This is a genomic window from Specibacter sp. AOP5-B1-6 (genome assembly GCF_052376555.1).
In the GTDB taxonomy this organism is placed as follows: Bacteria; Actinomycetota; Actinomycetes; order Actinomycetales; family Micrococcaceae; genus Specibacter.
Genome location: NZ_JBQSVT010000026.1, coordinates 1 through 21,186, shown reverse-complemented (window position 1 = coordinate 21,186; position 21,186 = coordinate 1). Strand labels below are relative to the sequence as shown.

Sequence of the window (21,186 nt, the reverse complement as noted above, 5' to 3'; positions counted from 1 at the left end):
ATGAAGACATGGCACGAAACACGCATCCAGTAGTCAGGGATTGGTCACCCGAAGCTAGGATTGCGATGACCACATTCGGCAACGAAACGCGCAATGACATCATCCTCTATTTGCTTGAGCACGGCCCAGAGCCTCGCGGGGAAATTGTCGCCAATGTGGACGCCAGCGATGCCAGCGTGGCCAAGCACTTAGTATTCCTGGAAGGCGCCGGAATCGTCGGTGCCGATGTCGAACCAGGGCGCCGGCACGGCCGCGCACCAAGATACTTCGTCAATCCCGATCGTATTAGGGTTCTTTTCGAGGCCCATCTTCATCATTTGACGACCCCAAAGCGGTAGTTCGGTCATCAGGTGCCGGGATGCCATGGTTCAGGAACTCTGCGATCGCGTTCAAGGTTTCTGGCGTAACGTCATCCAACGTACGTGCAGCGAAGGCCTGGATCCGGGCCACCCTCAGCGCTTTGACGAATTCAAGCCGGGCCTGGATATTCTCGGGAAGTTCGCTGGAATCCAAATCGAGCAGATACGACGGAGCAACGTCGAACATGCCACAAATGGCCGTCAAGACCTTTTCGTCCTTAACCAGTGGCCCTGTTCCGTCCTTCATGTAAAACCATCGGGCCCGCGACATGCCCACGCCGCGAGCCGCTAGTTCGGCCTTGATCTCAGGAAAGAGCACTGCAGAACCGCGCTTCTCTGCGGCGGCGTCCAAGAGCAGGTTGATGCGCTTGCCCATGACCACCTGAGGCGTTGGCAGCTCAGAAGCGTTGCCGTCGCGTCCAGCATTCAAGACGGACTCCTCACGATGGCGGGGCCGGTTGGCCAACAGAATCTGGTTTCACCGTTTTGTCTTCTCCAGTATTGTCTGTGGCGTCCAGCCCTGCAAGAGAGCGTTAAATAACGCGGCCCACCTTTGGTGGACACACCATTGCGGTGCTGGCATTGGACCACGGGAGGTCAGTTCCTGTTCAGGCCGAACTGACGCGTGAGAAGGGCATGCTTGAAATGACTCTCGGCCACGTCAACTTCGGCGGTTGATGCTCCTGGGCTGAAGACCCGCAAGATGCTGAACTGGAAGTGCTGCCGATGAGCCATGTCCAGGCTGTTGAGCTCACGCAGCGCAACATTGCCACCATGGCCCGTCTTCGCATACTCGCTCCAGCGCCCCAAGATTCGTTGAGCTCCGTCGGCCTTGCCTACATATAACTGTCCTGATTTTGTGTCTGCGATGAGGTAGATGCCTTGGACGGAGCTCAGTGCCTGGCGCCAATGCTCATAGCGCGAATCGGCTACGACAGCCGGAAGTTCGCTGAAGGGGATGACCAACTGGGCAAAGCCGGGAAAAGGTTCTGGGCGTGCATCGGCGATCTCGGTGACCGCGAAATTGAGCGCACTCCCGGCCGTCTTTGCCCAGTTGACAGTGTCCTTGGACCATTCAATCACCAGCCGTTCATTGAGGTTGCTGAGGAATGTTGACGGCTGCAGATCGAAACAGTGCATGCCCTCGGTCCGCTGGTTGTCTATTTCTCCGTGATTTTCGTATGCGAAAAGGAACCGTGAGCGACGGCCGCCGGCAGCGATGAAGTTCAACCAATATTTGGGCGGCGTTTTCCCGATCTTGTTGCCGATTCCTTGCCACCGCACATACTCATGTATCTTTCCCGGCGTCAAATCGGCGGGGCCGGTCAGCCCATCGGGATTGTAGGTGTGGCGTAGGAGCAAGACCTTCTGCCGATCGACTCTCGTAGCGTCGATGAGGTCGGCGAAAACCAGCTGCCCAATAAATGGTGTTTGTAGTGTCACCTGGCCGAGTTTAGCGCCCTATCAGAACGGGGTTTACGCGTCGAGCAACGTTGCGGCGCTTGCACGCCTCCATGTCATGCGACACCGGCCTGCCGTCGACTTCTTCTTGCTGCGGTCAGTTGCCTCCTGCCAACACATCCGCCTACCTCAGTCATGTCGTTTAGCAGCATTTACACCATGGTTAAGTGAGAGTAGATTTTTCGTTAGACAGATCCAATCGGCACGCGTCGTGTGCGCCGCCAGGGAGCGTTTCCATGGAACCTTCAATTTTAATGAATCTGAGGCGTGGCCGAATCGTCCACATGCTGGCGAGCCTCGGACCTGCAACGGCCGAAGACCTTGCTGTCGGGCTGGCCATAAGTCCAGTCACGTTGACCAAGGAAATCGGTATCCTGTCAGACGCCGGCATCATCAGAGTGACTGGTTCCCCTTCCGCCGATTCCCGGCCAATATTTACCGTGGACATACCCACGATTGTCGCCGAAATAGCGCAGGCGCGCCAATTCTTTTCGCCTTGGCTATGAGCCGGGTATACCTCGGCAAAGATTGCGGTCACGTAGTAAAAGTCATTTCCAGCCATGGTTAGGTATCGAATCCATCCTTCCGGCACTCAGCCGCCGGCAAGATTGAAGGCAAGGTACCGACATGAGCATCTCCACCCAGAACAGCCGTCACATCGATTCCGACACCACTCAGTGGCTCTCCCCCACGGAGATCTGCAGCGAATTGCAGATTCCGCTGCAGACCTTCTACCAGTGGCGCGCGAAGGGTATCGGTCCGCACGCCTACCGGATCGGTCGTCACCTGCGCGTCAGCAAGGAAGACTTTGAAGCTTGGCTCTCGCTCCGGTCGGATCCGTAAGCCCTGCAGAACCGACGGAATCATCATGTCCAGGTTACCCATCCCCTTGGGAAACTGGGGTGTTATTCGGACAAAACGGATGACACCCCATTCTTGGCGCGCCCGCGCCTACTATCGCGACATGGACGGCGCGCTTCGGCTGGTCGAGGCACGTGGCCCATCGTCTACTGCGGCCCAGCGCAACATTCAAGTGAAGCTAAAGGAACGCCAAACACCCCGGTATGGAGTCGTGTCTGCTAAGGACAGAGTTAACACGCTCATTGACGTATTTCTCGTTGAAATGGAAGCCTCCGACAAGGCAGACCGCACAAAGGATAAGTACTCATATTGCGTGAAGAAATACATCAAACCAGCTCTCGGCTCTGTCCGCATTAGCGAAGTGACTTCCGGAGTCGTTGACCATTTCATCCGGACGCTCGTCTCGGACGTCGGTTCGTCCACCGCCAGGTCATGCGGGGCTGTGCTGTCGTGGATGTTCAAGGTTGCGCTCCGCCACGACGCAGTCACTGTAAACCCCGTCGTCGGCGTTTCCATCCCCAAGAACTCGACAGCAAAGCCCAAGGCGCTCGACATGACGCAATATCAAGACCTGCGCCGCAAACTCATCGCCTGGGAGCAGGCACCTGCCCTCGGCAGGCCCCGCATGCAAGAACTACACGAAATCGCAGACTTCCTTGTCGGCACAGGGCTTCGCCCCGGCGAACTCCTCGCGCTCCACTGGGAGGACATCGATTTGGAATCCGACCCGCCCACGGTGTCGATCAGCGCCACGGTGATCAGAACCACCAGCGGCGGTGTGAGGATTCAGGACCATCCGAAGTCCAGACACGGCGTCCGCCGCCTGACGCTGCCGGCGTTCTTGGTTGTCGAACTTCGAAAGAGGCTAGTGCGCCAGGAAAATGCCAGTTCGCCGAATCCAATAGACCTCGTCTTTCCCTCGTCCACCGGTACCCTCATCGATGCAAACAACGTGGGCAAGGTCTGGCGGAAGGCCGCGGATAGCATCGGCTACGACTGGGTCACCTTCAGGACCCTGAGAAAGTCCAATGCCACCGTCATCGCGAGATCCATGGGTGCCGAAGCCGCCGCCTACCAACTCGGGCATTCAAAAATCGCGATGACCCAAGAGCACTACATCGAGGAATACAAGGAAGCTCTGGACACCCGCGCAGCTCTCGATGGATTCGCTTCTCCCCTGGCCATCGAAGCGAAAAAGCCACTTCAGGCCCAGCCCGAAGCCTCCGACTCTGACGCCGAGGAATGATCGGTTTTGCCGCGCTGAGCCTCAACATTGTCGACCACTGTCGACAAACCGCCGTAATCAGCGAACCCTCAACCCCAAAAAGAGGGCCCAATTTAATGAGTTTTTAATGAGTTAAGTTGAAAATGGCCCCTTTTGGGGCCATTCTCACTTCCAAAATCCCTGTAAATCCGAGCTTTTTGGGCCCCCTATCAGATTCGAACTGATGACCCCCGCTTTACAAGAGCGGTGCTCTGGCCAGCTGAGCTAAGGAGGCAAACGCAATCAAGCGCTAGACAAGGCTACCGTACGCCCCGACGAAAAAGAAAACCGGCCCCTCCCACCGCCAAGCGGTGGGAGGGGCCGGCATCATCGGGGCAAATGCCTACTTCTTGGCGTCCACCACGGTGTTCAGGAAGGTGCTGAAGTCCTTGACTTCCTCCGGCATCCACTGCTGCCCGTCAACAAAGACCGTGGGCGTGGCATTGACGCCGGCCGAGGAGGCAATGGCCCCCGTGTAGGCAACGTACGGGCGGAACGTCTTGGCATCAACACAGCTGCTGATGTCCGCCGCGCCGGCCTCGGTGGCCAGCTTCCCCAGCTTCGCGTTGTCCAGGCCCTTGCTGTTTTCTGCAGGCTGGTTCGTGTACAGGGAGTCGACGAATGCCTTGTACTTCTCCGGTGACTGGTCCGCCACGCAGGCAGCCGCGGCGCCCGAGCGGGAGGAGTAGTTCGTTCCGGAGGAGAAACGGTCAAGGTACGGCAGCGGACGGTACTCGACCGTGATCTTTTCCTCGTCGCGCAGCTTGTTCAGCTCGGGGCCGTAGTTCGTCTCAAAGGAGTTGCAGGCCGGGCACATGAAGTCCAGGTACAGCACCACCTGGGCGGGCTCGCCGGACGCCGACGCCTTGACACCAATCTTGTCGGGCTCCGCCACCGAGGTGGGCGCCGCCGTCGGCATCGGCGGAACAGAGTTCATGTCCACGGTCTTTTCCGTGGTCGTCGGAGCAATGACGGCACCGCCCTTGCCCACCGTCACGCCGCCGTACGAGTTGGCATTGGCAGGCACCGCGCCGGTCTCGGCAATCGGCTCGTTGGCCTTCTGCGTGTTGATGACAATCAAGGCGATAATGACCACCACGGCCACGGCCGCAACCAAAACACCACCGCGGATCAGCCAACTGTTGCGCTTTTCCTTTTTCAGCTGGGCATCACGAATAATCTTTGCCTGTGCCCGGGCCTGTGCCGTGCGTTCAGCCTTGGTCAACCGCGGTTCGTTTTTGGGGCTCATAGTTCCTCGAGTCTTTGGACATGAAAAAAGGCCGTTTACCGGCAACTTCTTGACCATCCTAGGGGAGGAACCTTGGAGAACGCCCAAAGATGACCGTCAGCACCACGCATGCACGGCATTACCGCCACATGACACGGATTTCTCCCCGCAAGCTAAGCTGGCACAAAGCCGAGATCTACCCATGGGAGTTGCACGTGCCTAAAGAATCCAATGGTAAACCTGCCCTTCACCCTGGCAATTCAGACTTCATTGTCGTGTCCAACCGGCTTCCCGTGGACAGGGTCCCCCAGGAAGAGTCCGACGACGGCTGGCGGCGCTCCCCCGGAGGTCTCGTCACCGCGCTGGCCCCCGTCATGGCCAGCCGCGGTGGCGCCTGGGTTGGCTGGCACGGCGCCCCCGACGAGGCGCTGGAGCCCTTCCACCACGACAACATGGACCTCATCCCCGTCGGTCTGTCCGCCGAAGAGGTGGAGCTGTACTACGAGGGTTTCTCCAACTCGACGCTCTGGCCGCTGTACCACGACGTCATTGCCCCGCCGGAATTCCACCGCACCTGGTGGGACGCCTACCGCACCGTCAACCAGCGCTTCGCCCACGCCGCGGCCGGCGCCGCCGCGAAGGGCGCCACGGTCTGGGTGCAGGACTACCAGCTGCAGCTCGTGCCGCGCTACCTGCGCCAGCTGCGCCCCGATCTGCGCATCGGCTTCTTCAACCACATCCCCTTCCCTCCCCCGGAGATCTTTGCCCAGCTGCCCTGGCGCAAGGAGATCATCTCCGGGTTGCTTGAAGCCGATCTGGTCGGCTTCCAGCGCGCCAGCGACACCGCCAACTTCCTGCGCTCGGCCCGCCGCTTTGTCGGCGCCGGCGTCAAGGCCGCCCAGGTCCAGTCCAAGGACCAGGACGGCAAGGTGGTGCACATTTCCCGTGCCGCACCATTCCCGATCTCCATCGACGTCGGCCAAATCCAGGAACTCGCAGCCAATCCGGACGTGATTGCCCGCGCCAAGCAAATCCGTGAGGACCTCGGCAACCCCAAGACCATCCTGCTCGGCGTGGACCGGCTCGACTACACCAAGGGCATCACCCACCGGCTCAAGGCCTACGGGGAACTTCTCACCGAAAAAACCATCAAGGTCGAGGACGCCGCCTTGATCCAGGTCGCCAGCCCCAGCCGCGAGCGCGTGGAAACATACAAGCAGCTGCGCGAAGACGTTGAAGGCATCGTGGGGCGCATCAACGGCCAGCATGACACCATCCAAAACACGGCCGTCCGCTACCTGCACCACAGCTACCCGGTCGAGGAGATGGTGGCCCTGTACCTGGCCGCCGACGTCATGCTCGTCACCGCCCTGCGCGACGGCATGAACCTCGTCGCCAAGGAGTACGTTGCGGCCCGCGGCGACAACACCGGCGCCCTGGTCCTGAGCGAGTTTGCCGGCGCCGCCGACCAGCTCAAATCCGCCCTCCTGGTCAACCCGCACGACATCGACGGGCTCAAGTCCACCATCGTGCGCGCCGTCAACCTGTCCCCGGCCGAATCCAGCCGCCGCATGCGCGCCATGCGCCGGCAGATCCTGACCCACGACGTCCAGCGCTGGAGCGAGGATTTCCTGACCACGCTGCAAACGGAGGCCGAGCCGGTATGACCCTGCCCGCAGGGTTGCGCGAGGCCGTCCTCCGCATCGCCCGGACGCCGCACCTGCTGCTGGCCCTGGACTTCGACGGCACCATGGCCCCGCTCGTCAGCCGCGCCGAAGACGCCCGCCCGCTGCCCCGGTCCGCCGCGGCACTCGCAGCCTTGGCAACACTGGAAGGCACGACGACGGCCCTCGTGTCCGGGCGCGCGCTGGCCAGCCTGCGTGCGGTCGCCGCCCCTCCGGCACCGACACTGCTGGTGGGCAGCCACGGCGCCGAAACCTGGTGGGGGCCCGACTCCCCCGCGCTGGAGCTGACCACAGCCCAACTGGACGCGCTCACCCAGGCGCGTGCCGCCGTCGCCCGGGCCACCACGGCGTTCCCGGGCACGGTTGCGGAACAAAAGCCGGCCGGCGTCGTCCTGCACTACAGGTTGGCGAATGAGGCTGACGGGCGTGCCGCCGTCGACCTTGTCAGCCGGGAGCTGGCCGGCGACCCCGCCTTCCACATCACGACCGGCAAGATGGTGCTGGAAATTTCGGTGCTGAACGCCAACAAGGGCCAAAGCCTGACCGCCCTGCGGACCTTCAGCGGCGCCACGGCAACATTTTTTGCCGGTGACGACGTGACCGACGAGCACGCCTTTGCGGCCCTCCTGCCCGGCGACCTTGGTGTCAAGGTGGGCCCTGGCGAGACGTCGGCCGCGTTCCGCATCCCCGCCGAAAGCGAACTGCCCGAGCTCCTGGAGCTGCTGCTCGAGGCCCGCACGGCGCAGCTGCCCGCAACAATGTGACGCGAATCATGGCGGACATGCGGACGGCGGGGCAAATGTGTCATACTTCATATGTCAGCCCACCAACCGCATTGGTGGTTTTTGGGCTGCTGAATAACAACCATTCACAACGGATCGTTCGGCACGTACCTGCCGATGAAGGGATTTATTGCTGTGGCTACAGTAACTTTTGACAATGCAACCCGAATCTACCCGGGCACCACCAAGCCGGCTGTTGACAAGCTCAACATCGACATCGCCGATGGCGAATTCCTGGTTCTCGTCGGCCCCTCCGGTTGCGGCAAGTCCACCTCACTGCGCATGCTCGCCGGCCTCGAAGATGTCAACGCCGGCCGCATCCTGATCGGCGACCGCGACGTCACGGACGTTCCGCCGAAGGACCGCGACATCGCCATGGTTTTCCAGAACTATGCGCTGTACCCGCACATGTCCGTCGCCGACAACATGGGCTTCGCCCTGAAGATCGCCGGCATCCCCAAGGAAGAGCGCGCCACCCGCGTGAAGGAAGCCGCAAAGCTTCTTGACCTTGAGGCGTACCTGGACCGCAAGCCGAAGGCACTCTCCGGTGGCCAGCGCCAGCGTGTTGCCATGGGCCGCGCCATCGTGCGCAACCCGCAGGTGTTCCTCATGGATGAGCCCCTCTCCAACTTGGACGCGAAGCTGCGTGTGCAGACCCGCACCCAGATCGCATCCCTGACCCGCCGCCTGGGCGTCACCACCGTTTACGTGACCCACGACCAGGTCGAGGCCATGACCATGGGTGACCGCGTTGCAGTCCTCAAGGACGGCCTGCTGATGCAGGTTGACACCCCGCGCAACCTCTACGACGCCCCGCAGAACGTGTTCGTCGCCGGCTTCATCGGCTCCCCCGCCATGAACCTGCTCGAACTGCCCGTGGTCGACGGCGGTGTGAAGTTCGGTGGATCAATCTACCCCGTGCCTTCCGCCGTCCTCGGTGAAGCCGCAGGCAACACCGTCACCATTGGTGTCCGTCCCGAAGACCTCGAGATTGTCGGCACCGGCGAGGGCCTGGCTGTTGAGGCCGACGTCGTCGAGGAGCTGGGTGCCGACGCTTACGTGTACGGCCACGCCATCATCGACGGCAACGAGCGCGACATGGTCCTGCGTGTCGACGGCCGCCGCCCACCGATGAAGGGCGACACCATCCACGTCCGCCCGCAGGTTGGCCACGTGCACCTCTTCGACGCCACCTCGGGCGCCCGCCTGGGCGACAAGTCGATCACCCGCGAGGCGTAACACCCACGGGTTCGTGACTTAGTGGCGCGGCTGCCTGCTGGACATTTTCCGGCAGGCAGCCGCGCTGCTCCTTTTAAGAGAGAATTTGTACTATGACTGAGCAACCAGGCGCCAAGTGGAACGACGAGCCGACAGACTTTGAACAGATCGGCAAGCTGCCCCGGCTAAGCGCCCCGCCGCCGCAGGTGATGGGCTCGCTGAACATCACCGCCGCCACCGCCGACCCCGGCCTGCTGGACCTGCCCTGGCACATCACGCTCGAGGAATGGCCCGCAGCCAACCTGGCGGCCCTGCCCCGCGGCATCTCCCGGCACGTGGTCCGGTTCGCCCACCTGGACGGCTCCGTCATTGCCATCAAGGAAACGTCCGAGCACGTGGCCCGGCACGAATACCACATGCTGCGCAAGCTGGCCCGCCTCGACGTGCCGTGCGTGGAGCCGGTCGCCGTGATCAGCGGCCGCACCACCCCGTCCGGTGCGCCCCTGGACCCCGTGCTCGTCACCCGCCACCTCAAATTTTCGCTGCCGTACCGCGCCTTGTTTTCCCAGAAGTTGCGCCGCGACACCCTGACCCGCCTGATCGATGCCCAGGCCCTGCTGCTGGTCCGCCTGCACCTGGTCGGCTTCTACTGGGGCGACGTGTCGCTGTCCAACACCTTGTTCCGCCGCGACGCCGGCGCCTTTGCCGCCTACCTGGTGGATGCCGAGACCGGCGAGCTGTATCCGGACCTGTCCACCGGGCAGCGCGAGTACGACCTTGAAATTGCCCGCGTCAACATTGCCGGCGAGCTTATGGACCTGCTCGAGGGCGGGCTCATTGAGGAAAAGGTGGATCCCGTGGCCACCAGCGAACTCATCATGGAAAGCTACCGCCGGCTCTGGACGGAGCTGACGGAAAAGGAGTCCTTCGAACTGGGTGAGCGCTGGCGTGTGGGTGCCCGCATCCGGCGCCTGAACGAGCTTGGCTTTGATGTTGAGGAGTACGCCATCAAGACCACGCCCGACGGCTCCACCATCCAGCTGCAGCCCAAGGTCGTCGACGCCGGACACCACCAGCGCCGGCTGCTGCGCCTGACCGGGCTGGACGCCCAGGAAAACCAGGCCCGCCGCCTGCTCAACGACATGGACTCCTTCCGCAACGACGTGGCACCGGACAAGGACGAGGAAATCAGCGCCCATGAATGGGTCAGCTCCATCTTTGAGCCCATTGTGCGGTCCATTCCGCGCGAGCTCGGCGGCAAGCTGGAACCGGCCGAGGTGGTCCACGAAGTCCTGGAGCACCGCTGGTACAAGTCCCAGCAGGAGGAACGCAATGTGCCCCTGGCGGAGGCCGTGCAGTCGTATGTGGACACCATCCTGCGCTACCGCAGGGATGAGGACGCCATCATGCTCAGCACCGACACGGACACCATCAAGATGCTGGAGGGCGGAGTCCTCCCCGACGCCGCCTTCGAAGACTAACCGCCCACGCCGTCCAACGTCCCAACCCCAATAGCCCCCACCACCAACCCTCTCGCAGCAATGGTCAGTTTTTTGGCGACGCTCTCGCAGCAATGGCGTGTTTGTTCCAAACCCTCTCGCAGGCACCGTTGCGCGCACGGCAGTTGCTGCGACAGCGTTCGTGTTAAAGTAGCCATTGCTGCGACAGCGTTCGTGTAAAAGTAGCCTTTGCTGCGAGAGGGTTTATGAGGTGGCGGGCGGGATGGCCTTGCCGGGGTTCAAGATGCCCTGGGGGTCGAACAGCGCCTTGATGTTGCGCTGGAGCTCCAGCACCTGTTCCGCCTGCTCCAGCGGCAGCCAGCGCAGCTTGTACTGCCCGATCCCGTGTTCGCCGGTAATCGTGCCGCCCAGTTCAAGCGCCTTGTCGATGGACTCGTCCAGGGCGTCGTTGAGTGCCTTGATGCTGATGGCGTCCATCCCCGGAACCGAAAACGTGGGGTGCAGGTTGCCGTCGCCGGCATGGGCAATCACCTGCAGGTTCACGCCGTGGCGGACGGCCATTTCCTCCAGGGCGGTGATGTAGTGGACAAGTTGTGAGCGGGGCACGGCCACGTCCTCCCCCACCCGGTTCTCGGCGTCCATGTCCAGGCCGCGGTTGTTGCGCCGCAGATCCACCAGCCGCTGCGCCTCGGCCGGGTCCTCGCGGCTGACATTGCCGCCACTCTCCGACAGGGCCGCCGCGGCCAGGGTTTCCTCCTGTTCGGCGGCCAGGCCGTCGAATTGGATGAGCAGGAGTGCGTTGCCGCGCTGGGACAGGTTGCTGCCGTTGCGGAAATCGAGTTCCCGCAGCGCCTGCCCGTCCAGCAATTCCAAAATGCACGGCTGCACCCGCGCGGCCCCCAGTGCCAGCACACCGGCAGCGGCCGACTGCACGTCGGGGAAGAACACTGCCAGGGTGCGCACAATGGCCGGCAGGTACTTCAGCCGCACCGTGGCACCCACAACAATGCCCAACGTGCCCTCCGAACCCACAAACAAGCTCGTCAGGTCGTAGCCGGCCACACCCTTGAACGTCCGGTGGCCGGTGTGGATCAAGGAGCCGTCGGCAAGGACCACGTCCAGGGCCAGCACGGCGTCGCGGGTGACGCCGTATTTGGCGCAGCGCAGCCCGCCCGCGTTGGTGGCAATGTTGCCGCCAATGGTTGAGATCTTGTAGCTGGCCGGATCGGGGGCAAACATGAGCCCGTGTTCCGCCACGGCGTCGTTCAGGTCCCCGTTGATGACGCCCGGTTCAACCCGCGCAATCTCATCTTCGGCGTTGATTTCAAGAATCGTGTTCATCCGGGTCAGCTCCAGCACCACGGAACCCGCAGTGGCGTGGGCGCCGCCGGAGACCCCAGTGCCGGCGCCGCGCGCCACCAGCGGGACGTTGTGCGCAGCCGCTGCCCGCACCACCGCTTGGACGTCGGCAATGCTTTCGGCCCAGACGACGACGGCGGGCTCGTGATAGTCGGTCACTGGCCCCTGGTCGGTGGCATGGCTTCGCAGATCGGCCGGGCTGGCGCTGAGCTGGTCACCACGCAGGGACTTGCGCAGCTCCGCGGCGAATGTTTCGTTGAGCTGTGGCTCGTGTCCTGCCATGACCGTTGCAGACCTTCCGTCGTTGCCAGTGTGTGCCCTCCAGTCTAGGAGGCCCACACCCGCAGCGGATCAGGCTGGGACGTCGATCCCCGGCAGCCGCCACACATAGGCGCCCGGCCCGGTCAGGGAAAGACCCGCCGTCGAACTTTTTAGCTCACCTGTACTGAATACCGGCCCGGCGTTGGCGGCGGCAATCGCGGCGGCGTCGAGCCCCAGCGCATCAAGGCCAAGACCGGCAACATCGGCCCGCACGGCAACGACCAGCAGCGACTCCTGCGCCGACTCGCGTACAAACGCCAGCACGTCGCCGTCGGCCATCAGCCAGCGCATGCCGCCGGCAGCCACGGCGGGACTGTCATGCCGGAGCCGGGTCAGGGCCGCGTACGGGGCCCGCAAATCCGTAACAACGCGCTCCGGCTCGTCCCACGGGATCGGCGTGCGCGATGCCTCACCGTTCCACCCCTCCAGGCCAAACTCGTCGCCGGCAAAAATGACCGGAATGCCCGGCAGCAGCATCGACATGGCGGCGGCAACCACGGGCCCGCCCGGAATCATGACGCTTGCCGCGCGCGCCGTGTCATGCGTGTTCAGCGCGTTCATGGTGGCATTGCGCACGGGCCAGCTGAACGCGCTGGAGAGGTCCCGGTGCGTGGCCAACACGACGTCGGCCGCCACCTTGTTGGGGCCCGCCAGCGGGGTGCCAAAAAAGTCCACGCGCGCATTGGGGTCGCCCAGCCACTGCCACATCGGCCGGGTGAAGTTGGAATACGTCATGGCGCCCTGCCAGCCGAAACCGTCGACGTCGGCACCGGCGTCTGAGGTTTCCTCACCCAGGAGCAGCGCATCCGGGTTGATCTCCAGGATCCGCCGTTGGATGAGGGCGGCGACCTCCTTGTTGATGTCCTGTGCGCCCAGGCGGCCGGTCATGTTGCCGACGTCGATCCGCCAGCCGTCGAGGTTGAACGGCGGCTTGAGCCAGTGCGCCACCACCGAGTCCTCGCCGGTGACGAACGCTTCGCGCAGGGCGGGCGAGGCCCAGTTCAGTTTGGGGAGCGACTTCACGCCCCACCAGCTCTCATAATCGCTGTGGTCCTCGTTGAAGTAAAAGTAACCGGCTTCAACACTGGCCGGGTCCGCCTGCGCCCGGGTAAACCACTCGTGGGCATCGCCAGTGTGGTTCGCCGTGAGGTCGCCCATGACCTTCATGCCGCGGGCGTGGACGGCCTCGACCAGCCGGATCAGCGCCGCGTCGCCGCCGAGCAGCGGGTCAACTTCCATGAATGTTGAGGCGTCGTAGCGGTGGTTGGAGCGGCCGGGGAAGAACGGTGTCAGGTAGACAATGTCGACGCCCAGTGCCGCCAGTTCGTCCAGCCTGCCGGTGACCCCGTCGAGGTCTCCGCCGTAAAACTGCCGGGCAACATCCGTGCCGCGGCCCTCCACTGGCGTGTCCCAGGCGCAGGCCACGGCCCATTCGGGGGTGGCCCTGTCCGCAGCCTGCGCGGAGCGGGCGAACCTGTCGGGAAACACCTGATACATCACGGCGTCGCGCGACCACGCCGGGGCGTCGTTGGCCGTGGTGACCCGGAAGTCGTTGTAGTCGGAGGTGTCGCGGTTGTGCAGGCCGGCGTTGTTCAGGTGCCAGTAGACGGGCCCGTCCGCCCCGCCACCGGCAATCTCGGCGCCGGCAACCCCTGCGCCGGCCGCCCCGGCACCGGCAATCTCGGCGCCGGCAACCTCGATGACAAATCTGTACAGCGCCACCGGGTTGACGTGCAGCATGGACGCTTCCCACCACACCCAGCCGTCGGCGCTGCCAACAACCTTCGCCTCGTCGTAGCGGGGCTCGGCATCCTGGACGCTGCGCACCCACACCCGCGAGGCCGTGCCCCATTCTTGCGGCACGCGCAACCGCAGCGTGCAGCGTTCGCCAAGTTCCGGCGTCGAACTTCCCACGTAAAGAGCTGAACCGTCGTGGTGGGGTTGCTGAAAAGCCATGTTTATCCCTTTACTCCGCCTTGAACCAATCCACTGACAATGTATCGCTGAAGGAACAGGAAGAGGGCCATGACAGGCACGGCGGCCAAAACTGCGCCGGCGGAGAAGATGCCCCAGTTCTTGGAGCGGGTGTCGGCGACGAAGGAATACAGTCCCACGGCCAGGGTTTGCGAGTCGGGATCGGTGAGCACCACGGAGGCGATGACGAACTCGCTGGAGATGGCGATGAACGAGAGCAGCGCTACGACGGCCAGGATGGGGGTGACCAGGCGCAAAATGATGCCGAAGAAGATCTGCAGGTGGGAGGCACCGTCTATCTTGGCGGCCTCATCCAGCGACTGCGGGATCGTGTTGAAAAAGCCGTACATGAGGTAGGTGTTCACGCCGAGCGCGCCGCCGAGGTAGACCATGATCAAGCCCAGCTGGCTGCCCAGGCCGAGGGCGGGGATGACGTCGGAGATGCCGCTGAGCAGCAGGAAAATTGCGACGACGGCGAGCAGCTGCGGGAACATCTGCAGCAGGAGCAGCGAGAGCAGGCCCATCCGGCGGCCCTTGAAGCGCATGCGGGAAAAGGCGTAGGCCGCCATGGCACCGAGGAAGACGGTCGCGGCCGAGGTGACCACGCCGATCACGAGGGTGTTGATGAACCAGCGGCCAAAGGGGCGTGCCGGGTCGTTGAACAAGTTCACGAAGTTGCCGACGTCGATGCGGGTGAACAGGCCCTTCGTGCCGGCCAGGGTGCCGTTGGAGTTCAGCGCGGCGGAGAGCACATAAAGCAGCGGGAAGATGGCAAAGAGTGTGACCAGCACGCCCACCAGGTGGCGCCAGCCCTTGTCCTTGAACCAGACACCCAAGGGGCGGCGCTTGGCCTGCGGCGGCTCTGTTGCGGTTTGCACGGGAATGGTGGTGGTGCTCATCGGTTCACTTCCTCAAGTGCCTTGGTCTGCTTGAAGCTGATGGCCGAAACGGTGGCCACAATGATGAAGATGACGATTGCCAGGGCGCTGGCCAGGCCGTAGTCGCGCCCGGTGCCCTGGCCAAACGCCACCTTGTACACGAGCGTGATGAGGATGTCCGTGGAGCCAATGTCCCGGGTGGTGTCCTCAAAACGCGGCCCGCCGCCGGTCAGCATGTAGATGACATTGAAGTTGTTGAAGTTGAACGCGAAGGAGGCAATCAGCAGCGGGGCGATCGAGACCAGCAGCAGCGGCAGCTTGATGGAGCGGAAGATCCGCCAGGCACCGGCGCCATCGACGCGGGCTGCTTCGTCGAGTTCGACGGGCAGCGACTGCAGGGCGCCCGTGCACACCAGGAACATGTAGGGGAAGCCCAGCCACAGGTTGACCACCAGGACGCTGATCTTGGCCAGCACCGGATCCGTCAGCCAGCCAATTTCCGCCCCTCCCAACAGTGTCTGGTTCAGCCAGCCAAATTGGGGGTTCAGGATGCCCGACCACACCAGGCCGGAGAGGAATGCCGGGAAGGCGTAGGGCAGGATCATCAACACCCGGTAGACCTTCTTGCCGCGCAGGTCGTCGCGGTTGAAGGTGATGGCCAGGAACAGGCCAAGGCTGAAGGTCAGGATCACCGAGACGATGGCAAAGGTGAACGTCCAGGCGATCACGTTCAGCAGCGGTGCGCGCAGATTGGGGTCGGTGAATGCCCGCACGAAGTTGTCGAAGCCCACGTTGATCTTCCAACCGGTGGCCAGCCGCTCGCCGTTCGCGCTGGCAAAGGCGCCTTCGCCGTTGTCGGTAAAGGTGGCGCCCGTTTCCGCATCCGTGAACGTGTCGGTGGCTGCGTCGTAGACCATGCTCGGCTTGAACGCGTAGGCTGTGCTGCCGTCGGCCGTGCGCAGGCTGCCCTGGGCCGGGTCTGCCGAGACCGGAACGGAGATGGCCAGAATATCATTTTGGTTGGCCACAATTTGGGCAAAGTTCAAGGTGTCATAGCCGGGCAGGGACACCGCCTTGCCGGTAGCGTCAAGCGTTGCGTCGGTGACCGGCGTCAGCGGTTCCGTGGCGGAACCGACGGTGATGGTGCCGTCGGGGTTGGTGAACATCAACACCAGCTCACCATTTTGTTTAAGCACAGTCGTTTTAAATGCGGGGGAATCGGCCACGCGCTTTTGCGCCGTCATCTGGATCGCCGAGATGGCGTCATCCTTGCTGCTGTTGTGCCCGTCGCCGTAATTGGTGAACGCAATGTAGCCGGAGTAAAGGACGACGAAGACCTGGAAGACGACCAGGAAGAAGACGCCGGGGGCCAGGTATTTGGCCGGCAGCCCGCCCTTGCGCAGGTAAATCCAGTTCACCACCAGCGTGACGACGGCGGCAATGGCCAGGATGGCCCATGATTCGTTCAAGAACAACGTGATCATGACGAAGACGGCGAAAGCATCCACCAGGCCCAACAACACCACCTTGACCAGGGTGCCACGGAGCGATTCCATGCCGCGGGGCTTCTTCGTTGCCCGCCGTTGCGGCGGTTGCTGGTCGCCGCCGGCCCGGGGTGCGGGTCCGGCGTCGTGGGTGGATTTGGAAACTAACGTCACGTGGCTGTCCTCTTGCAGGGGTTCAAGCTGGTCAAAACGGTGTGTGGCGCGCGGGCTCCCGGCCCGTGAGCCACACACCGCTGCTGGCAATGGCGCTTATGCGCCGATCTTGGTCTTGATGGTTGCCGCCATCTTGTGCCAGTCGGTGGCCGGATCGCCCTTGCCCTTGATCAGGTCCAGTTCGGTGGCTCCCCAGTCGTTCCAGACGGCATCCATTTCGGGGATGGCGGGCATGGGCACGCCGTTGTCGCCGATCTTGCCGAAGGCCTCCACAATCGGGTCGGAGGCGGCCTTGTCGAAGGACGTCTTCAGGGCCGGCGGGCGCCCGCCTGCCGTGAACATCGAGTCCTGGGCTGCCTCGGTGGTCAGGTAGTTCGTGACAAATTCCGTCGTGGCCAGCGCGTTGGCGCTCTTGGCGCTGATGAAGAAGCCGTTGACGCCGACAAACGGCTGTGCAGGCTTGTCGCCGGCGGTGGGCAGCGGGTCAACGGCCAGCTTGATGCCGGCCTTCTGCAGGTCCGGGACATTCCACGGGCCGGACAGGAAGTACGGGCTCTTGCCGTTCTTGAACTCTTCCTTGGCAATGTCGCCGGTGATGTTGGAGTTCAGGACCTTGGCACCGGAGTCGCCCCATTCCACCAGCTTCTTGGCAAATTCGACGCCGGCCGGCTCACCCAGGACGAGGTTCTTGGGGTCGTAGCCGCCCTCGGCGTCCAGACCGAACACGGCCGAACCCATCGAGGTCTGCAGCGGATACAGGTGGTAGGGATCGCCCTGCTTGGGGTCAAGGCCCACGAGGAAGGAGTACTTGGCGTTGCCCGCATCAACCACGCCCTGGCCGGCGGCGATCACCTCGTCAAAGGTGGTGACGGCGGCAGGCAGCAGCGCCGTGTTGCGCAGCAGTGCAATGTTTTCAACCGAGTACGGGACGCCGTAGGTTGAGCCCTTGAAGGTCATGGCTTTGACGGCCGTCGCGGAGAAGGACGCAGACTTCTCGCCCAGCTCGACCGGTGCGATGACGCCGTTCTGCACAAACTTGCCTACCCAGTCGTGCGGGCCGACGATCAGGTCCGGGCCCTTGCCCGTGGGAACCTGGGTGATGAAGTCGTCGCGGACGGCGGCGAAGTCCTTGATGACGAGCTTTACTTCGATGCCTGTGTCGGTCTTGAACTTTGCCGCGATGTCCTTCAGCGCCGGGGCGCGTTCCGCGTCCACCCACATGGTGATCGTGGAGGCGCCGCCGGCGGCCAAGTCCTGCGGTGCGGCCGATTCAGGGCTTGACGCCTTGGTGTCGCCGCCGCAGGCGCTGAGCGCGAGGGCGCCGACTGCTGTCAGCGCGCCCACGGCAAAGACGCGGCGGCTGACCGGGGTGGCACTTGTATTAGGCAACTTCATTGGTGTCCCTTTCTGGAGCCCGGCGCCCGTGGGGCGTTGCAGGCAAAAATCACATCAGTGGCTTACCTCACAACGGGCAAGCATTTTCCAAGATACATGTAAACGGTTCCAAAAAGAAGTGGCCACGCAGGACGAAATATCCTCGGGCGCTCAAATCACTGCAGCTTGGGCGCCCGCGGGCTGATCCGCCAGCGCTTGTCACGGCCCGCAGTTGCGGGGAACTTCGCGTCGCCACGCTGCGCTTCCAACTTTCAGCGGAATTTTTGAGAACGTTTTCATTCTGTGACCCAGTCCCCTAGAGTGGTGCCATGCCTGTCATCTCTCCGGACCTCGTTGTCCCCGCCGTTGTTCCCGCCTCCGCAGCTGCTTCCGCCACTTTTTCCGGCCGCTTGACGCCGGTTCATGCGGCCGCACCCGGGGGTGCGCAGCACTGGTCGGCGGATTCCGTGATTTACCAGGTCTACCCGCGCTCCTTCCGCGACAGCGACGGCGACGGGGTCGGGGACCTGGCCGGCATCACCCTTGAGCTGGAACAGTTGGCCGAGCTCGGCGTCGACGCCGTCTGGCTATCGCCGTTCTACCGGTCCCCGCAACGCGACGCCGGCTACGACGTGTCCGACTACTGCGAGGTTGACCCGCTCTTTGGCACCCTGGCCGATTTCGACCGGCTCATGGACAAGGCAGCCGCCCTGCAGCTGCGCGTGATCATCGACCTGGTTCCGAACCACTGCTCGGATCAGCACGTTCTTTTCCAGGCAGCCCTGGCGGCCTCCCCCGGCAGCGCGGAGCGGGAGATGTTCATGTTCCGCGACGGCCGGGGCCCGGAGGGTTCGTTGCCGCCCAACAACTGGCAGTCGCACTTTGGCGGTCCGGCCTGGACGCGGGTTGTTGCCGGGGACGGCACGGCCGGCCAGTGGTACCTGCACCTCTTTGACGGCACCCAGCCGGATTTCAACTGGGACAACCCCGCCGTCCAGGCAGAGTTTGAACGCGTCCTGCGGTTCTGGCTTGACCGCGGCGTGCGCGGCTTCCGGGTGGACGTGGCCCACGCCCTGGTGAAGGCGGCCGGCCTGCCCGATTGGGGCGGCACGGCGTGGGGCGGCAGCTCCGAGGGCTTCCCCGGACACCTTGCCCCCATGTTTGGCCAGCCGGCCCTGCACGACATCTATCGCCGCTGGCGCGAGGTCCTGGCCGAATACGGTCCCGAACGGATCCTCTGCGCCGAAGCCAATGTGGACCCTCTCGAACGCATGGCCGATTGGGTGCGCCCCGACCAGATGCACCAGGCCTTCAACTTCCCGTACCTGACAACCGGCTTCTCGGCGCCTGCACTGCGCCACGTCGTCGAGACCTCCCTCAACGCCTTTGATGCCGTGGGTGCCACCAGCACTTGGGTGCTCTCCAACCACGACGTCGTCCGGCATGCCACCCGCTTCGGGTACGACGGCGGTGGTCCCCGCGACGGCGACGGCGTCGGATCTGGCGACGCACAACCCAATCTGGAGCTGGGTCGCCAACGTGCGGCCGCGGCGTCGTTGTTCATGCTGGCCCTGCCGGGCGCCTGCTACCTCTACCAGGGCGAGGAACTGGGCCTCCCGGACCACACCACGCTGCCCGACGAGGCGCGCCAGGATCCCACCTTTGCCCGCACCGGCGGCGAACGGCTTGGCCGTGACGGCTGCCGCATCCCGCTGCCGTGGCGCAGCGGCAGCCAGGCTGCCGGCTTCAGCGACGGCGCCACTGCCCCGGCCGCGCCCTGGCTTCCCCAACCCTCGGACTGGCAAAGCTACGCCCGCGACACCCAGGCCGGCGACCCGGCGTCGCACCTCTCCCTGTACCGCCAGGCCTTGCGGATCCGGAGCGAGCTCAAGCTGGGCACCGGATCGCTGCAGTGGGCCGAGGACTACTGCACGGCGGATACGCTGGCATTCCTCAACGGCGACATCCTGGTGCTCATCAACACCGGCAGCGACCCCCTGCCATTGCCCGCGGGCGCCGTCATTGCCCGTTCACTTCCCGAGCTCGGCGAATCCTCTCAGCTAGAATCGTCCGAGGCCGTCTGGCTGAAACTCTGATCAAATTCGAGGGGCGATAAAGTGGCCGGCATCAAAGAGGTTGCGGAACTTTCCGGGCTGTCCATAGCCACGGTTTCACGTGCGTTGGGCGGCAGGGGAAGCGTCTCGGCCAAGAGCCGGAAGCTCGCCCAGGACGCCGCCGCGGAGCTGGGGTTCGTCCTGTCCTATGCGGCCTCCAGCCTGGCCTCCGGGCGAAACCACAACATCGGCATCGTGGTCCCCGGAGTGAACCGATGGTTCTACTCCTCGGTCATCGACGGTGCCTCCGCCGAGCTCCTCGAAGCCGGCTACGACCTCACGCTGTACACCACCAGCCAAAATGAAAGCCACCGCGCCACCATCCTCACAGATTTCCTGCTGCGGAAAAGGCTCGACGCCGTCATAGCAGTTTCGCTGGAACTCACCGAGGCCGAGGTCGGCCAGCTGCTGGCGATACACCGACCCGTGCTCGGCATTGGCGGGCCGCTCCCCGGAGCCGACAGCCTGCGAGTGGACGATTTTCATCTGGCGAAAAGGGCCACGGAGCATTTGATCGGGCTCGGCCACACGCGTATTGCGCACATTGGCGGGGACCACGAGTACGACGCCGACTTCAAATTGCCCGGGACCAGGCGAAGCGGCTACCAAATGGCCATGCAGGACGCTGGCCTGCCCACTTCAGAGGCTTGGCAGCAGAGCTCCGACTTCACCGTGCAGGGCGCCTACGCGACCGCCCGCGCCCTCCTGGGCGCCGGCCTGGTCCGCCCCACAGCGGTCTTCGCCGCCTCGGATGAAATGGCCATCGGCACGATCCTCGCAGCCAGGGACTTTGGCTTGCGTGTCCCCGAGGAACTCTCAGTCATTGGCATTGACGGTCATGAGCTGGGCCAGGTTTTCGGGCTGACAACGTTCGACCAGAATCCGCGGGGGCAGGGCTCCCTGGCCGCCAAGCGCATTCTGGCCCGGCTGGAGCAGTCAACCCAGGACGGGACCACCCCGTACGAACCTGTGGCAGAGGAATTCCCCACGAAGCTTGTGGTGCGGACCAGTACGGCCATTCCGCCCGTGGAGTGAGCCGTTCACGCGCTAACTGACTGTGCATTAAATGGGTGTGGCCGCACTGGGCGGCCGTGTGGTGGTTTTGGTTGGTGGCTGACTGTTGGTTGGCGGTGTTGGGTGGGGTTAAGTGCAGGGAGGCCCCACACCTGGTGGTGTGGGGCCTCGACCTG

The 21,186-nt window shown here is 63.6% G+C and carries 18 protein-coding genes and 1 tRNA gene; 10 read left to right on the top strand and 9 right to left on the bottom strand.

From position 1 onward, the window contains the following. The first annotated feature begins 8 nt into the window (after positions 1–8). Positions 9–338, top strand: coding sequence for an ArsR family transcriptional regulator (locus tag ACT3TS_RS13400; protein WP_444532012.1), 330 nt, complete (start codon positions 9–11; stop codon positions 336–338). On the opposite strand, the gene ACT3TS_RS13395 is transcribed toward ACT3TS_RS13400, so the two are convergent. Together ACT3TS_RS13395 and ACT3TS_RS13390 are read right to left on the bottom strand one after the other, a co-directional pair. After that, a complete protein-coding gene (locus ACT3TS_RS13395; RefSeq protein ID WP_146213115.1) occupies positions 286–789 on the bottom strand; it encodes a hypothetical protein in 504 nt (167 codons plus the stop codon). The genes ACT3TS_RS13400 and ACT3TS_RS13395 overlap by 53 nt on opposite strands. Positions 790–956: 167 nt before the next feature. Then, positions 957–1,802, bottom strand: a complete 846-nt coding sequence (locus ACT3TS_RS13390; RefSeq protein ID WP_444532011.1) for a GIY-YIG nuclease family protein — start codon at positions 1,800–1,802, stop codon at positions 957–959. A gap of 254 nt (positions 1,803–2,056) precedes the next feature. Here ACT3TS_RS13390 and ACT3TS_RS13385 point away from each other — a divergent pair, with 254 nt between their 5' ends. From ACT3TS_RS13385 to ACT3TS_RS13375, 3 genes are all read left to right on the top strand, one after another. After that, complete coding sequence (locus ACT3TS_RS13385; protein WP_444532010.1) at positions 2,057–2,326, top strand: winged helix-turn-helix domain-containing protein; 270 nt, start codon at positions 2,057–2,059, stop codon at positions 2,324–2,326. Positions 2,327–2,447: 121 nt separating this feature from the next. Continuing rightward, positions 2,448–2,663 carry a helix-turn-helix domain-containing protein gene (locus tag ACT3TS_RS13380; protein ID WP_062292601.1) on the top strand — a complete coding sequence of 72 codons (216 nt, stop codon included), beginning with the start codon at positions 2,448–2,450 and terminating at the stop codon, positions 2,661–2,663. 121 nt (positions 2,664–2,784) lie between these two features. Next, positions 2,785–3,927 (top strand): site-specific integrase, encoded by a 1,143-nt coding sequence (locus ACT3TS_RS13375; protein WP_444532009.1) that lies wholly within the window; start codon positions 2,785–2,787, stop codon positions 3,925–3,927. 179 nt (positions 3,928–4,106) lie between these two features. Here ACT3TS_RS13375 and ACT3TS_RS13370 read toward each other — a convergent pair. Together ACT3TS_RS13370 and ACT3TS_RS13365 are read right to left on the bottom strand one after the other, a co-directional pair. Continuing rightward, positions 4,107–4,180: transfer RNA gene (locus tag ACT3TS_RS13370), tRNA-Thr, on the bottom strand. Positions 4,181–4,288: 108 nt separating this feature from the next. Next, entirely contained in the window at positions 4,289–5,194 is a 906-nt protein-coding gene (locus tag ACT3TS_RS13365) for a DsbA family protein (RefSeq protein WP_444532008.1), read from the bottom strand. 188 nt (positions 5,195–5,382) lie between these two features. Between ACT3TS_RS13365 and ACT3TS_RS13360 the strand changes: the two genes are divergently transcribed. The 4 genes from ACT3TS_RS13360 to ACT3TS_RS13345 all read left to right on the top strand — a co-directional run bounded on the left by ACT3TS_RS13360 (position 5,383) and on the right by ACT3TS_RS13345 (position 10,339). Further along, positions 5,383–6,840: an alpha,alpha-trehalose-phosphate synthase (UDP-forming) gene (locus ACT3TS_RS13360; protein WP_444532034.1), complete on the top strand. Its 1,458-nt coding sequence runs from the start codon at positions 5,383–5,385 to the stop codon at positions 6,838–6,840. Next, positions 6,837–7,622, top strand: a complete 786-nt coding sequence (gene otsB, locus ACT3TS_RS13355; protein WP_444532007.1) for a trehalose-phosphatase — start codon at positions 6,837–6,839, stop codon at positions 7,620–7,622. The genes ACT3TS_RS13360 and otsB overlap by 4 nt, the downstream gene beginning before the upstream one ends. A gap of 153 nt (positions 7,623–7,775) precedes the next feature. Further along, positions 7,776–8,879, top strand: a complete 1,104-nt coding sequence (locus ACT3TS_RS13350) for an ABC transporter ATP-binding protein (RefSeq protein ID WP_444532006.1) — start codon at positions 7,776–7,778, stop codon at positions 8,877–8,879. A 92-nt stretch (positions 8,880–8,971) separates the two neighbouring features. Next, on the top strand, positions 8,972–10,339 hold the full coding sequence (locus tag ACT3TS_RS13345; protein WP_444532005.1) for a DUF4032 domain-containing protein: 1,368 nt from the start codon (positions 8,972–8,974) through the stop codon (positions 10,337–10,339). Positions 10,340–10,561: 222 nt separating this feature from the next. Here ACT3TS_RS13345 and ACT3TS_RS13340 read toward each other — a convergent pair whose 3' ends face one another. The 5 genes from ACT3TS_RS13340 to ACT3TS_RS13320 all read right to left on the bottom strand — a co-directional run bounded on the left by ACT3TS_RS13340 (position 10,562) and on the right by ACT3TS_RS13320 (position 17,903). After that, on the bottom strand, positions 10,562–11,959 hold the full coding sequence (locus ACT3TS_RS13340) for an FAD-binding oxidoreductase (protein WP_444532004.1): 1,398 nt from the start codon (positions 11,957–11,959) through the stop codon (positions 10,562–10,564). 69 nt (positions 11,960–12,028) lie between these two features. Further along, positions 12,029–13,954: a glycoside hydrolase family 13 protein gene (locus tag ACT3TS_RS13335; protein WP_444532003.1), complete on the bottom strand. Its 1,926-nt coding sequence runs from the start codon at positions 13,952–13,954 to the stop codon at positions 12,029–12,031. A gap of 2 nt (positions 13,955–13,956) precedes the next feature. After that, entirely contained in the window at positions 13,957–14,871 is a 915-nt protein-coding gene (locus tag ACT3TS_RS13330; RefSeq protein WP_444532002.1) for a sugar ABC transporter permease, read from the bottom strand. After that, a complete protein-coding gene (locus ACT3TS_RS13325; RefSeq protein ID WP_444532033.1) occupies positions 14,868–16,406 on the bottom strand; it encodes an ABC transporter permease subunit in 1,539 nt (512 codons plus the stop codon). Before ACT3TS_RS13325 ends, ACT3TS_RS13330 begins: the two co-directional genes overlap by 4 nt. A 198-nt stretch (positions 16,407–16,604) precedes the next feature. After that, positions 16,605–17,903, bottom strand: a complete 1,299-nt coding sequence (locus tag ACT3TS_RS13320; protein ID WP_444532001.1) for a sugar ABC transporter substrate-binding protein — start codon at positions 17,901–17,903, stop codon at positions 16,605–16,607. A gap of 308 nt (positions 17,904–18,211) precedes the next feature. Here ACT3TS_RS13320 and ACT3TS_RS13315 point away from each other — a divergent pair, with 308 nt between their 5' ends. Then, positions 18,212–19,978 carry a glycoside hydrolase family 13 protein gene (locus ACT3TS_RS13315; RefSeq protein ID WP_444532000.1) on the top strand — a complete coding sequence of 589 codons (1,767 nt, stop codon included), beginning with the start codon at positions 18,212–18,214 and terminating at the stop codon, positions 19,976–19,978. A gap of 21 nt (positions 19,979–19,999) precedes the next feature. After that, entirely contained in the window at positions 20,000–21,031 is a 1,032-nt protein-coding gene (locus ACT3TS_RS13310) for a LacI family DNA-binding transcriptional regulator (protein ID WP_444531999.1), read from the top strand. Positions 21,032–21,186: the final 155 nt, after the last annotated feature.